Here is a 12,533-nt window from a genome sequence, read left to right as displayed (position 1 = left end):
TCCACCACCACGACGTCCATGGCGTTGGAGCGCACCAGCGCCTCGGCGATCTCCAACGCCTGCTCGCCGGTGTCCGGTTGGCTCACGTAGAGGTTGTTGACGTCCACGCCGATCTTCGCTGCGTAGGTTGGATCGAGCGCGTGTTCGACGTCGACGAAGCCGCAGATGCCGCCGTTGCGCTGCGCCTGCGCAATGGCGTGCAGACAGAGCGTCGTCTTGCCTGAACTTTCTGGACCGTAGATTTCGATGATGCGCCCGCGCGGATAGCCGCCGACGCCGAGCGCAATATCCAGGCTCAAGCTGCCGCTGGGGATGGACTCCACGTTGAGCTTCGTGGCCTCGCCCAGCTTCATGACGATGCCTTCCCCATATTTTTTATTCAGATTGGCCAGCGTCGTCTCCAACGCCTTGCTCTTTCCCGTCTCCATTGCAGACTCCTTGGGAGTTTCCCGATTTTCCTGCTTGCGTGTTTGCGCCACGATGCACCCTTTCCTGTCGGTGAATAGGTCGTTGATGAGCCACAGTTTAGCACAAATGTTCGCATCCTGTCAATCACGATCTTTTCTTGAAATATCAAGCTGCTGAGGTGCGCAAACGAAGGAATGAACTGAGGATGGTATAATGGCTTTATCGCTTGCGCTTTACGAGATCACAAGCAAGGGATCGAACCCATTTCTGTTTGTGGACATTGCGCCAATCAGGAGAATAGATTCGGCAATAGGGGAGCGACAAGTCTGTTGTCACCAACCTAAGCACTGGATGGTGCAGCGAACTGCGGACCTTGTTTCCACCGAAAAACTGACGAAACCTTTATCATCGGCTATTAACATCGCTTTTCTCACAGATTTTAAGACTCGAACTTAAGTCCCGCAGCACCTTTGCTGCTCTGCGCGATGCGCTGCTGCGGAAGCTCATCTCCGGCCATATCCGGTGAGGGAGACGGAACAATTTTTGCAAAAGGGGGATTATGACGACGCCCATAAACCCAGGCGGGCGTAGAACCCGCCTCAACCGCCGCAGCATCCGCCTGAAGGGCTACGATTATTCGCAGGCCGGCGCATATTTCATCACCATCGTCACACAAGATCGGATACATCTGTTCGGGGAAGTGGTAAATGGGAAGATGCAATTGAACGCAGCCGGTCGCATGATCCTGGCGGAATGGGAAGCATTGCTGCAACGATTCCCCACCGTCGAATTAGATGCGTTCGTCGTCATGCCAAACCATGTGCACGGCATTATCATCATCGTTGGGACAGACAAGGTTGCGGCGGACGTCGGTGCGGACGTCGATGCGGGCGGCGGTGCGGACGTCGATGCGGGCGGCGGTGCGGACGTCGATGCGGGCGGCGGCGCCGACGTGGTGGCGGACGTAGGGGCGGGCCTTGTGCCCGCCCTTGTTCCCGGGGCAACCACGCACGGGGCAACCACGAACGGGCCAACCGTAGGGGCAACCCTTGTGGTTGCCCCTACGGTTGGCGACATCGTTGGCGCGTTCAAATCCATCACCACGGTTTTGTACACACGCGAGGTCAAACGATCCGGCTGGCCGCCGTTTCCGGGAAGGTTGTGGCAACGCAACTACTACGAACACATCATCCGCAACGATGAATCACTGAACCGCATTCGCCAATACATCGCCGACAACCCGGCGCGATGGGCGCTTGACCGTGAAAACGCCACTGCCGGCGGCCACAAACCGGAGGATACATGACCCGCATGACCGAATCTATCTTCGAACACCCAGACGGTGCTCGAGCAGACTGAGCTGCTCTCTGCAGCATGGTCGGAGGCTTGAGACGGCGCCCTCCCCCAACAATGCAGATTTGGTGAAAATCGACTCAAGCCAGAGTTGACTTTTGCACAGTTGTGTGATACGATTTTTACAATCAATCGTATTAATTATAATAATCAGATAAATCATCCAGATCGCTTATAATGGTTCTCTCAAAAATCGACTCTGAATTTCTGCGCTACCTGCTCGCCAACGGTCACAAGCCGGGCGAACGCCTCCCCTCCCTGGCTGAAATCAGTGAGGAGACGGGCATGAGCATCGGCAAGCTGCGCGAGCAATTTGAGGTGGCGCGGATGCTGGGATTGGTGGAGGCCAGCCCGCGGCGCGGAATCGTGCGCCTCGAATACAGCTTCCTGCCCGCCGTGCGCCTGAGCCTGCTGGCTGCGCTGGCGATCAACCCGGCTTATTTCGAGGCGTTCAGCGGGCTGCGCATTCATCTGGAGACGGCCTATTGGGAAGAGGCGGTGGCGCTCTTGCAGGAAGAGGACCTGGCGGCGTTGCGCGCGTTGGTGGCCTCGGCCTGGCAAAAGCTGCAGGAGCCGCGCATCCAGATTCCCTATCCAGAGCATCGAGAGCTGCATCTGACCATCTATCGTCGACTGGAGAACCCCTTCGTGGTTGGCCTGCTGGAGGCCTACTGGGACGCGTATGAGGCGGTCGAATTGAACACCTACGCCGACTACGCCTATCTGCAGGAGGTGTGGCGCTATCATGAGCGCATCGTCGAGGCGATCTGCCAGGGCGAAGCGGCGAAGGGCAAACAGCTCCTGATCGAGCATATGCGGCTGCTTAACGCACGCGGCGTCTCGATGGAGATGCCTCAAAAGGCAAACGGCGCCATGATTTCGGCGCCAACGGTGAGCTAAACGGCGTTTTTGCCGGTTTAGATAGTGTTGCAAAACATGTGTTCAGCGATTTTTATGTCGCTCAGCCAGGAGGAAAATCAATGAGCGTAATGGTGCAAGAATCTCGAGCCGAACAGGTGGAGCAGTTGATCATCAACGACTTCAACATCAACGTGGCCACTGTGAACGGCTCCGGCAGCCAGACCAGCAACAACATGCTGATCCGGTCGCTGTACAAGATGGGCATCCCTGTGACCGGCAAGAATCTCTTCCCGAGCAACATCCAGGGCTTGCCGACATGGTACAACATCCGCCTCAGCAAGGATGGGTATCTCGCACGCCGCGAGCGCGTGGAGATCATGATCTGCATGAACGGCGCGACGGTGGCGGAGGACATGGAGAGCGTCGTGCCGGGCGGCATCATTCTTTATGATGACTCTTTGCCCATCGCCAACCACCGCAAGGACGTCAAATATTATCCGATGCCGGTGAAGAGTCTGGTCAAGGCCGCCAACCTGCCCTACAACTTGCAGCGCTACATCGCCAACATGGTCTATGTGGGCGTGGCCGCCTACCTGCTCGAAATCGACATGAATGAGATCAAGGCGGCGCTGGCGTGGAACTTCGGCGGCAAGACCAAGCCCATCGAGCTGAACTGGAGCATGGTCACCGCTGCGTACGACTGGGCCAAAGCGAACCTTGTCAACGATCAGCCCTATCGCGTGCGGCCGATGACCGGCTTCAACGAGGGGACGCTCCTGGTGGACGGCAACACGGCGGCGGCGTTGGGCGCCATCTACAACGGCTTCACCTTCGCCTCGTGGTATCCGATCACGCCCTCTTCGAGCCTGGCGGAGGCGCTCACCAAATATGCGGCGGAGCTGCGCCGCGACCCGGAGACCGGCGCTGCGACCTACGCCATCGTCCAGGCCGAGGATGAGCTGGCCGCCATCGGCATGGTGTTGGGCGCCGGCTGGGCAGGTGCGCGCGCCATGACCGCCACCAGCGGCCCGGGCATCAGCCTGATGGCCGAATTCGTCGGCTACGGCTATTTCGCCGAGATTCCGGCGGTGATCTGGGACGTGCAGCGCATGGGGCCGAGCACCGGCCTGCCCACGCGCACCAGCCAGGGCGACATCCTGGCGGCCTATACGCTCAGCCACGGCGACGGCAAACATCCTGTGCTCTTCCCCGCCGACCCGACCGAATGCTTCGAGATGGCGGGCGTCGCCTTCGACCTGGCCGAGCGGCTGCAGACGCCGGTCTTCGTGCTGAGCGACCTGGACATCGGCATGAACCTGTGGATCACCAAAGAGTTCACCTATCCGGACAAGCCGATGGATCGCGGCAAGGTGTTGACCGCCGAGGAGTTGGCGCAATTCAAAGAGAAACACGGAGGCCAGCGTTGGGGCCGCTACCTCGACGTGGACGGCGACGGCATTCCCTATCGCACCTTGCCGGGCACCGACCATCCGGCCGCAGCCTACTTCACGCGCGGCACCGGCCACACCGCATACGCCACCTACAGCGAGCGTCCGGAAGACTGGGAGAAGAACATCCAGCGCCTGGCGCGCAAATTCAAGACCGCCGCGCAGCTGGTGCCCGGTCCGATCGCCGACGAAGTGGAGGGCGCCCGCGTTGGCATCATCAGCGTGGGCAGCAACCATCCGGCCATCGTAGAGGCGCGCGACCGTCTGCGCGAACGGGGCGTCGAGACGAGCTACCTGCGCATCCGCGCCCTGCCCATCAACAACGAGGTGCACAGCTTTGTCGAGAAGTACGACCGAGTCTACGTCGTTGAGAACAACCGGGATGGCCAGCTCTATGAAATCTTGCTGGTCGAGCTGCACGAGCTGGGGAACAAACTGATCTCCGTCTCCAAGTGCGACGGTCTTCCGCTCTCGGCGCGCTGGATCACGGAACAGATTGCCAATCAGGAAGGAATGCAAAAATGACTGCAACACCGACACACACACCCGCCGCCCGCGCGCCCAAGGTCAACCTGTTGGGCCTGGAAAAGACTGCGTACAAGGGCGCCGACTCGACGCTTTGCAACGGCTGCGGCCATGACAGCGTCAGTGCGCGCATCATCAACGCGGCGTGGGAGATGGGTCTCAAACAACAGAACGTCGTCAAGTTCAGCGGCATCGGCTGCAGCAGCAAGACGCCGGCCTACTTCCTGGGCATGAGCCACGGCTTCAACGCCGTCCACGGCCGCATGCCTTCGGTGGCGACCGGCGCGCTGGTCGCCAACCGCACGCTGACCGGCATCGGCGTCAGCGGCGACGGCGACACCGCCTCGATCGGCATCGGGCAGTTCAAGCACCTGGTGCGGCGCAACGTGCGCATGGTCTACATCGTCGAGAACAACGGCGTCTATGGGCTGACCAAGGGGCAGTTCAGCGCCACCGCCGACAAGGGGCAGACGCTGAAATACGCGGGCACCAACCCCTACATGCCGTTGGACATCTGCATCGAAGCGCTGGCGGCCAATGCCACCTTCGTGGCGCGCAGCTTCGCCGGCGACGCCAAACAGCTGGAGACGTTGCTTAAGGCCGCCTTCGCCCACAAGGGATTGGCGGTGCTGGACGTGATCAGCCCGTGCGTCACCTTCAACAACCACGAGACGTCGACCAAGAGCTACGCCTACGGCAAGGAGCACGAGATTCCGCTGCATGAACTGAACTTCGTGCCCTCTTTCGAGCAGATCGAAATCGAGGACTACGAGGATGAAACCGAAGTGCAGCTTCACGACGGCTCGTGGCTGATTCTGAAGAAGCTCAACGCCGACTACGACCCGACCGACAAGCTGCTCGCCTACCGCACGCTGGAGGAGGCGCGGCAGCAGCAGAAACTGTTGACCGGCATCTTCTACATCGAACCGGAGACGCCTAACTTCATCGACACGCTCAACCTGGTCGAGACGCCGTTGACGCAGCTCAGTGAGGCGCAGCTTCGCCCCAGCCGGGAGTCGCTGGCGCGCGTGATGGCCGAGCTGTAAGGCTGCGCAGCGTCGAGCAAGACGATGCCCTGTCATCCGAATCCACCTCGCCTCATTCCGGTGGAGGGGTGGATCCGGATGACTTTTTTTGCTCTTGAAAATCCGCCGCTGCATTCTTTTCAATTGATCGGAGAGGATTTAGAGTGTATCTTGTTGACGGTGCATCTCAAGCCTGAGGAGTGCGTTCAGCTCAACCGGCGTTCCGCCGCTGTGAGGTCGTTAACACCGATCGTCGGGTAAAAATAGCGAGAAACAGCGGATGAGCCTATCCAGCAGTCTCCAGATCGGGGAAGTCATCCAAAACGCCGTTGCATTCAATGCAAAGAACAAGGGGAGCGGGTCGACCTGATAGACGCCAAGTCGTTGGTCGAATCGGTGCAGGAGTTTTTTGATCTCCTGGAACAACGCCGCATCCGATACGTCCTGGCCGGAGGAATCGCCCTGCTCTATTACGTCGAGGGCAGAAACACACAAGCCCTTGCTCTCCTGATGGCGCTGTCTTCGCTCGAGAAATTGCCGGAACTGGAAATCTCTGACCAGGATATATACTTTGCTCGAGGCAAATTTGGCGAATTATTGATAGACGTTCTTCTCACGCGCAACCCCCTGTTCAGGCGAGTTTCTACGAAATACACCCAAACGGCGCATCTGCTGGAGCGCAACGTCCCCATAGCGAACTGTGGAAGGACTGTTGTTGCTCAAGCTTTACGCGTTGCCTTCCCTGTACAGACAAGGCAATTTCGCTCGCGCCAGCCTGTATGAAACCGACATCGCCGCGTTGATGTACGCCTACAGGCCGGACATGGATGGATTGCTCAAAGGACTGGCAGGCTACGTCGCCGCGTCGGATCTTGCGAAGCTGCAAAACATCGTCGCCGAAATACGCAGCCGCACCGGCCGTTTTAGAAGGCAAGAGTGCGACTAGCGTTCAGGCGCCACCGTTATCCGCTCGCATCTCCTCCGCCATCACAGCCGCGGGATCGGCGTAGTAGCCGCGGCGCTCCGGCGGCAGCATCTCCGCCAGCGCCAGCATCACCTGCGTGGTGAGACGGCGCACTTCCTCTGGATTGTCCACGCTGCCCACCGGCGGGATCGGTTTGCCGAAACGCACCGTGACCCGCGGCCGCGGCTTCAGCTTGAAGAGGTCGCGCAACACCAGCTCCGAGTTAATCAAGGCGACCGGCACAATCGGCGCCTGGGCCATCATGGCGATGCGCGCGACGCCGGTCTTGCCGCGCTGCAGCTTGCCGGTGCGGCTGCGCGTGCCTTCGGGAAACATGCCCACCACCTTGCCGCTGCGCACCATCGCCACCGCCTGCTCAATCGCCTGCGCGTCTCCCTGGCCGCGACGCACCGGAAAGGCGCCGGCGGCCGTGATCAGCCAGGTCAGCAACGGATTCACGGCGAACAGCTCCGACTTGGCCATGTAGTAGACCTGGCGAGGGGAAGCGTAGCCCACGATCACATAGTCCGGCCCCATGGTGTGGTTGATAGCGTAGACGCATCCGCCCTGCGCCGGCACGTTTTCGCGGCCTTCGACGCGCAGACGGAGAAAAATCCACCGCACCAACGTTGCAATCACATAGAGAAAGCGCCACAGAGGCGTGGCGTCCTTCGGCAGTCTCACGCTTCCTCCATTTCTTCCGTTGATTTTCTGAGCTCCGGCGGCAGCAGCGCTGCGATTGCGGCCATGATGTCGCGCGTGAACGCGCGCAACGAGCGGCGGTCATCGGCGTCTTTGGGCGGTGTGAGCGGCCTGCCGATGCGCGCCGTCACGCGCACGCGCGGCTTCAGGCTGAGATAGTTGGAGCGCTTGAAAATCGCCTCCGAGTTGATCACCGCCGCCGGCACCACCGGCGCCTGCGCCCGGATGGCGACGTACGCTGCGCCGGAGCGTCCACGCTGCAACTTGCCGGTGCGGCTGCGCGTCCCCTCTGGAAACATGCCCAAGATGCAGCCGCGACGCACGACGTCGATCGCATGTTGGACGGCGTCCATGTCACCCTCGCCGCGGCGCACCGGAAAACAGCCGTTATAGCTGAGAAATTTGCCCAGCCAGCGGTTCGCCTCCATCAGCTCCGCCTTGACCATGAAATAGACCTGACGGGGAGAGAGGTAGCTGAGCACGAGAAAATCAGGCCCCATGGTGTGGTTGCAGGTCAACACACAGCCGCCGTGCATGGGGATATGCTCTCGGCCTTCAACCTGCAGCTGGCAGAAGAGCGGCTTGACCGCGGTCACAAACAGATGCAGCGCCTTCCAGGACCAGATCGCCTCGCCGGGCGGTTTGAACGAACCGGCAAACACACCTTCCTCCTCTTCCTTTTGGCTCTTCCTTTTAGTTCGATGCGGGTCGATAATTTTCGACGTGTGATGATAGCAAATTCAATTGATGCGGTTCAAAATTTCAGCAATATGATGGTGCATTGTCAGAAGATTGCGGTCGTCCGTCGCCAGCTCGGGCAGCGTATAGACGCCGCGCGCCTCTTCTGGAAAGAAATAGGGCAGCGCGCCGAGCAGATAGAAATAACGGCGCAGGTCACGCGCCGCCTCTTCCCAGTGTTGCAGATGATAGTGCAGCACGCCGCGCTCTCGCCACACCAGCGGTTGCGAGGGCTCCAGCGCGCATTGAAAGCCGAGCACAAGCAACAGTCGCTGCGGGTCGGGATGCGTCGTGTAGGCGGCGCGCAGGTTGTTCAAAATCCTCGCCGCCAGCTCCACGGCGCTCACCGGCTCAAAGAAGTGCGGCGCAAGCTGGAGCGGACGCCGGATCAGGCGGGAGAGATGCGCCGCCGCCTCTTCAAGTTCGAGCACGACGTTGTTGAAGGGATCGAGCAGCCAGGCGCCTTGGGCGTCGCTGTAGCGCGCCATGAAGTGATGGGGAAACCCCAGCCCCTCCACGCGCAGGCCCAGCCGACGGCCGATCGCCATGCAGACCAGGCAGAGCATGATCGGCAGCCCGACGCGGCGATCCAGCACTTTGTCCAACAGACTGTTGGCGGGGTCATAGTAGTTTTCTCGATTGCCGCGGAACCCCAGATCGCCCGTGACGATCTCCAGGAAGCGCTCGGCGGCGGCGCGTCCCCTTGCCTCTGGCGAGAGCCGCATCCGCACGTAGTGGGCGAGGTGGTCGAACACGCTCAGATAGTGCGTCGCATCAAGTTCCGGGTTGTCGATGCGCGCAATGTCGAGCGCCAGCACCTCGGCCGTGACGTCCGGCGTGTCAAGATGGCGTTGGAATTCAACGAAGATGGCTTTCATCGGTGCGGCAGCGTGAGCGGGCTGGCCCCTTTTTTCAGCTGCGCCATACGCGCAGCCTCCTGGCGCAGGATGCGACGCAAGACGGCGATCGAGGTGGCGTAGGTGGCGTCGACGCCGAAGTAGCTCATGCTCTTGCTGAGCAGCGTCTGGCGTCGGCTGATCGGCGTGTCACTGGCGTAGTGGAGCAGGCCGATGTCGTAAGGCACGTTGATGAACAGGTTCACGATCTCGTTGATCGGATAGCGCTGCGGATAGACGTCCTCGTAGATGCCGCTGAGATAAGGCCCGGCCTCCATCTCGATGTCGGTGTAGCCTTCTTCGTAGAAGACGTGCATGAACTGCCGATTCTGCAGCAACGTCCCGCGCACGGTCACCGCCTTCTGGTTGTCGAAAACGGTGCCGAAGTAGAGCAAGCCGCTGACGTCGGTGGCGGTGAAACAGTTGCGGAAGAGGAAGGTGTTTTGCGAATGCTCATCGTAGACGACGTTGGGAATCATCACGTCGCCGACGCGGCCGTTGAGCGTCGCCGCCTTGCCGAGCACGTAGACGCCCATGATGCGGCCCACGGCGGTGCTGATCTGGCTGAAGATGTGATAGGCCGCCATGCCGAGCGGATAGTCGATGTTGAGGATCAACGCGTTGCTTTCGCTGAGCAGCGCCCACTCCTCATCGCTGAGAACGTGCAAACGAGGATCGACGCGCGCGCGGTCGATGCAGCGCAATTCAAAGACCTGCGCCTCCACGTCCAGACAGTGCGGGTCGCTGACGCGCGTCACGCCGGCCGCGCGCTCCCGCTCCCGCACGAGGGCGCGAACATGATCCTGCTCGCGCAGGCTCGCCAGATAGAGCCGCGAGGCGTAGTACAGGAAGTTCAGCAAATGGCCAGGGCTGTTGGGGGGCAACGCCTTCAGCTCGGTCAGCAGGTCTTCGGGGTTTTCGCGGCGCACATAGTCCAGCACTTCGTCCCGCAGCTCCCAGGCGAGGCCGGTCACCAGGTTGGCGAGGCTGTGCGTGTTGCTGCTGACAAAGTAGATCGGCCGTTCGCCAGGGTTCAGATGCGCCACGGCGCTTTCGAGCCTGCCCCACCAGTGCTGCACGCTGCGCCGGTAGTCGCCCAGGCCGCTGCCCAGCACGGTCATGCGCAGGTCCAGTCGACGTCGCGCCGCCTTTTGCAGGTTGATGGCGAGCTGCGGCCCCGGCCAGAGCTGCGCCAGCCGTCCAACTTCGCCCGGCGTCAGGTCAAGCGCCTGGCCGATCGCCGCCAATAGCTCCTCGGTGAGTGCAAGCTCCCCGATCGGGCAGCGCAGGAGATGTTCGCGGATTTGGCCGTTGTTGAGCCGTTCGTGAATCTTGTTCCACTCGATCTGAAAGGCGGTCATGCAAGGCACCAGATCGTCGATGTCGCTCACGCTGGCGACGAAGGCGGCCAACGTATGCGTCTCGTCGTCGTAGTAATACTTGCGTCGCCGGGCGCGCGCTTTGACGGCTCGCCAGTGTTCGATGAAATAGCCCTCGCGCTCGAAGACGTCCTCCATCTGCCCCATCACCACCAGATGCGCGTCCACGATCTCCTCAGGCAGGCGCAGCGCAGAATAGACCAGCGCCGAGACGTCGATGTCGGGGCGGTCGGCCAGATGGTGCAGGTTCGAGCGCATACCCATGTGAGTGTCTTCCAGGCTGCGAATGCGCACCGGGCCGGTGCTGCGCAGCAAGGAATAGTAGGTGCGAATGTAGAGTTCGATTTCGTCGCTTTTGGCTGCAGGCGGTGTTCGATCCATGGCAATCCCATTGCCTCCGCTGTTTTGATCGGCTTTTTGCCCCATGCAGCTTAGCATAAAGCGCCTTCAGCGGCAATCACACCGGCTTTATGTTTTTGCTTGCGCTCGGCCTGCGTGCTAGCATTTGAGCTTATGACCTTCCGCTTTGAGTTGCTGCGTGTGGACGGACAGGCGCGACGCAGCGTTTTCCACACGCCTCATGGACCGATTCAAATGCCTGCATTTGCGCCGGTGGGCACGCAGGCGAACGTCAAGACCCTGGAGCCGCGCGACCTGCATGAGGCGGGCGCCGAGCTGATCCTCGCCAACACCTATCATCTCTATCTGCGCCCTGGCCATCGCCTGGTCGAGCGCATGGGCGGCCTGCATGCGTTCATGGCCTGGGATCGCCCCATTCTCACCGATTCGGGCGGCTACCAGGTCTTCAGCCTCGCCGACAGTCGCAAACTGAACGAAGAGGGCGTGATCTTTCGCAGCCACATCGACGGCTCGCTGCATCATTTCACGCCGGAGAAGGTGATGGAGATCGAACAGGCGCTAGGGGCGGATATCGCCATGGTGCTCGACGAATGCCCGCCGCCGCTCGATCGCGCCTACAACGAGGAGGCGTTGGCGCGCACGCACCGCTGGGCCGAGCGCTGCAAGGCTGTGCATTGCAGAAAAGATCAGGCGCTCTTCGGCATCGTGCAGGGAGGCGTCTTCGAGGATCTGCGCCTGCAAAGCGCTGAATTTCTGCGCCAGCTCGATTTCCCCGGCTACGCCATCGGCGGGCTGGCGGTGGGCGAGACGAAGGAGCAGATGTACGCCACGCTCGACTTCACCTGCCCGGCCCTGCCTGCAGACAAGCCGCGCTATCTGATGGGCGTGGGCGCGCCGGAGGACATCGTCGAGGCGGTGGCGCGCGGGGTCGACTTCTTCGACTGTGTGTTGCCGACGCGCATCGCCCGCAACGGTCAACTGCTGACGCCTGACGGCCGCATGAACATGCGCAACGCTCAATACGCCGAAGACCCGCGGCCGGTGCAGGAAGACTGCACATGCTACACGTGCCGAACCTTCAGCCGCGCCTATTTGCGCCATCTCTACAAGGCCGGGGAGATCAGCGCGCTGCGGCTAGGGACGATTCACAACGTCCATTTCATGCTCGAGCTGATGCGTCAGATTCGGGCGGCCATCGAAGCAGGCCGCTTTGCGGCGTTCCGAGAGCAGTTTCACCGGCGCTTCCGCATCACCGACCAGGCCAAACGTCATGAGCAGCGCGCGCTGCGCCAGGCAAAGCGAGAACAACTGTGAACGACTCACCCAACATCCTTCAAGCGCTTATTCTGGGCATTCTTCAGGGCGCCACAGAATTCATTCCGGTCAGCAGCAGCGGCCATCTGGTGATTGCGCCGTGGCTGCTGGGATGGGAAAAGCCTTCGTTGTTGTTTGACACCATGCTGCATTGGGGCACGCTGGTGGCGATCTTCGTCGTCTTCTGGCGCGATTTTCTGGCCATGATCCGCGCCTGGTTTTTGAGCATAGTGCAGCGTTCACTGGCCGATGCAGACGCGCGCGTGGCCTGGTTCATCATCGTCGGCACCCTTCCTGCCGTCATCGCCGCGCTGGTCTTCGAGGAGCCGCTGGAGGCGATGTTTCTCCATCCGCGCGGGGTCGGCTTTTTCCTGCTGGTGACGGCGGCTCTGCTTTTCGTGAGCGAACAGATCACGCGGCGACGCGGCGGCGCAGGACGCACGCTGGCGCAGATGACCTGGCTGGACGCCATCGTGATCGGCGTGGCGCAGGCCTTTGCGCTCTTCCCGGGCGTGAGCCGCAGCGGCAGCACGATCGCCGCCGGGCTAGGCGTCGGCGTC

General features: G+C 61.1%; 11 protein-coding genes and 1 pseudogene (1 of these 12 only partly in view). 7 read left to right on the top strand and 5 right to left on the bottom strand.

From position 1 onward, the window contains the following. Nucleotides 1-428 (bottom strand): annotated as a pseudogene (locus Q0367_RS14945) (ATPase domain-containing protein); the annotation flags it as partial. A gap of 539 nt (nucleotides 429-967) precedes the next feature. Here Q0367_RS14945 and Q0367_RS14940 point away from each other — a divergent pair. From Q0367_RS14940 to Q0367_RS14920, 5 genes are all read left to right on the top strand, one after another. Then, complete coding sequence (locus Q0367_RS14940) at nucleotides 968-1,714, top strand: transposase (protein WP_297637114.1); 747 nt, start codon at nucleotides 968-970, stop codon at nucleotides 1,712-1,714. A 224-nt stretch (nucleotides 1,715-1,938) separates the two neighbouring features. Beyond that, a complete protein-coding gene (locus tag Q0367_RS14935; RefSeq protein WP_297637111.1) occupies nucleotides 1,939-2,661 on the top strand; it encodes a FadR/GntR family transcriptional regulator in 723 nt (240 codons plus the stop codon). Nucleotides 2,662-2,750: 89 nt separating this feature from the next. Continuing rightward, entirely contained in the window at nucleotides 2,751-4,595 is a 1,845-nt protein-coding gene (locus Q0367_RS14930; protein WP_298983192.1) for a 2-oxoacid:acceptor oxidoreductase subunit alpha, read from the top strand. Beyond that, nucleotides 4,592-5,641 carry a 2-oxoacid:ferredoxin oxidoreductase subunit beta gene (locus Q0367_RS14925; RefSeq protein WP_297637105.1) on the top strand — a complete coding sequence of 350 codons (1,050 nt, stop codon included), beginning with the start codon at nucleotides 4,592-4,594 and terminating at the stop codon, nucleotides 5,639-5,641. The genes Q0367_RS14930 and Q0367_RS14925 overlap by 4 nt, the downstream gene beginning before the upstream one ends. A gap of 694 nt (nucleotides 5,642-6,335) precedes the next feature. Further along, nucleotides 6,336-6,566, top strand: coding sequence for a hypothetical protein (locus Q0367_RS14920; protein WP_297637101.1), 231 nt, complete (start codon nucleotides 6,336-6,338; stop codon nucleotides 6,564-6,566). Nucleotides 6,567-6,569: 3 nt separating this feature from the next. Here the strand turns inward: Q0367_RS14920 and Q0367_RS14915 are convergent, their stop codons facing one another. From Q0367_RS14915 to Q0367_RS14900, 4 genes are all read right to left on the bottom strand, one after another. Beyond that, nucleotides 6,570-7,268, bottom strand: coding sequence for a 1-acyl-sn-glycerol-3-phosphate acyltransferase (locus Q0367_RS14915; RefSeq protein WP_297637098.1), 699 nt, complete (start codon nucleotides 7,266-7,268; stop codon nucleotides 6,570-6,572). Further along, entirely contained in the window at nucleotides 7,265-7,948 is a 684-nt protein-coding gene (locus Q0367_RS14910; protein WP_297637095.1) for a 1-acyl-sn-glycerol-3-phosphate acyltransferase, read from the bottom strand. The genes Q0367_RS14915 and Q0367_RS14910 overlap by 4 nt, the downstream gene beginning before the upstream one ends. A 78-nt stretch (nucleotides 7,949-8,026) precedes the next feature. After that, the gene (locus tag Q0367_RS14905) at nucleotides 8,027-8,902 is read right to left on the bottom strand and encodes a SirB1 family protein (protein WP_297637092.1); all 876 of its coding nucleotides are present in this window, start codon (nucleotides 8,900-8,902) and stop codon (nucleotides 8,027-8,029) included. Beyond that, complete coding sequence (locus tag Q0367_RS14900; RefSeq protein ID WP_297637089.1) at nucleotides 8,899-10,680, bottom strand: DUF6909 family protein; 1,782 nt, start codon at nucleotides 10,678-10,680, stop codon at nucleotides 8,899-8,901. The genes Q0367_RS14905 and Q0367_RS14900 overlap by 4 nt, the downstream gene beginning before the upstream one ends. Nucleotides 10,681-10,812: 132 nt before the next feature. Here Q0367_RS14900 and tgt point away from each other — a divergent pair, with 132 nt between their 5' ends. Both tgt and uppP read left to right on the top strand, forming a co-directional pair. After that, the gene (gene tgt, locus Q0367_RS14895) at nucleotides 10,813-11,973 is read left to right on the top strand and encodes a tRNA guanosine(34) transglycosylase Tgt (RefSeq protein WP_297637078.1); all 1,161 of its coding nucleotides are present in this window, start codon (nucleotides 10,813-10,815) and stop codon (nucleotides 11,971-11,973) included. Further along, nucleotides 11,970-12,533 carry the 5' portion of an undecaprenyl-diphosphatase UppP gene (gene uppP, locus Q0367_RS14890; protein ID WP_298983188.1) on the top strand. 276 nt of this gene lie beyond the right edge of the window, so the window shows 564 of its 840 coding nt (coding positions 1-564); its start codon is at nucleotides 11,970-11,972; its stop codon lies off the right edge, out of view. Before tgt ends, uppP begins: the two co-directional genes overlap by 4 nt.

This window comes from uncultured Caldilinea sp., assembly GCF_937128415.1.
In the GTDB taxonomy this organism is placed as follows: Bacteria; Chloroflexota; Anaerolineae; order Caldilineales; family Caldilineaceae; genus Caldilinea.
Note: the sequence above shows the minus strand (reverse complement) of the source record. Positions and strands in the feature narration are given on the sequence as shown.